This window comes from Rheinheimera mesophila (assembly GCF_000986865.1).
GTDB lineage: Bacteria > Pseudomonadota > Gammaproteobacteria > Enterobacterales > Alteromonadaceae > Pararheinheimera > Pararheinheimera mesophila.
The window spans coordinates 1-1,178 of record NZ_LAVS01000062.1; the positions used below are offsets into that span (position 1 = coordinate 1).

Consider the following 1,178-nt stretch of genomic DNA (forward strand, 5'->3'; position numbering starts at 1 on the left):
GTAATAAAACTGTTCTAAATGTACCGTCTCTACGCTCTTGTCTGAACCATACAGCTACGTAATTGTTTTGTTTACCTTGTTTCTCTTCGTAAACGCCATCTTCATCATAATCTTCATTAAAAACAATTTTGCGAATCTCTTTAGGGAACGCATGCATTTGTAATGAGATTTTACCTTCTCCGTCTGTATTCCCTGATTCAATTGGACCGCCATCAGCATAAGCTGTTTTTAGTTCTCCACCAGTTTCAACACCAATTTTTTGTAATCCTCTTGTTTTTGTAATATCACTATATTTTAATTCCGCGCCTTCTTTCGTTAATTTAGCGAAACCTAAACCAGTAATGTTAATATACGCCTTTGGCGCACTTGCATGTTTTACTGCCATTTAATTTTCCTCCTTATAAAAAATGCCCTCGTAAACGCGAGAGCTTCTATATGTTTTAAATTCTTCTATATATTCCGGTTTTCCATTTGAAACATTTCCCATTTTTAGTTCAGACCATAATAACTTTTGAATGCGATTAGATATCTTATTTCTTATGATTCTCGCATTATATTCATCATTGTACTTAACAAAAACATCTATTTGGACAATATAACTATATGCACACTCATCTCCGTCAGTATAAGTTGTAGGTATTGGGTCGTCGATATCGTCAATAACAATAAAAGGTACATCAGTATCTTTTACATTAGGGTATTTATTGAACTTAATATTATTGATATTTACGTGCTCTCTAATAATTCTGTCTTGACTAATCACTTCATGAACTTTGTACAAAATATCAATCACAATTTTTTCAACTCCCTTTTTAGCGTCTCAAAATACTTATTTTGCCCTTGTCTTATTGCTCTATTAACACCGCCCATAGCTTTAGGTTTGATAAATTTACCTGTTCCTTTTTGAACGTGTCCATATTCAATTAAATGTACGATTTTATAACGGTCTTTAGAACCTCGCCAATGAACAGTAATTGTACGTTTTCCGTTTATCCATTCAGGTTTACTAAAACTTACCTCATTAATTAATGCTCCCGTATCTTTTGAGGGCTTTAGTTGTTTTTTTACTTCTTCAACAATTACCTTAGCACCAGCTATTAACGCCTTATCTTGAACTTTTACCATCTCTTTTATGCCAAAACGTTTTTCTAATTCTCTTTCTAATGCTTTATCACCTA

The 1,178-nt window shown here is 33.0% G+C and carries 3 protein-coding genes; all 3 read right to left on the reverse strand.

The genetic code is table 11. From position 1 onward, the window contains the following. The coding region (locus SD53_RS12520) for a major tail protein (protein ID WP_046520552.1) at positions 1-385 on the reverse strand (385 nt) is incomplete at its 3' end. Next, a complete protein-coding gene (locus SD53_RS12525) occupies positions 386-793 on the reverse strand; it encodes a hypothetical protein (protein WP_000565498.1) in 408 nt (135 codons plus the stop codon). After that, the coding region (locus SD53_RS12530; RefSeq protein WP_068226370.1) for an HK97 gp10 family phage protein at positions 790-1,178 on the reverse strand (389 nt) is incomplete at its 5' end. The genes SD53_RS12530 and SD53_RS12525, both read right to left, overlap by 4 nt.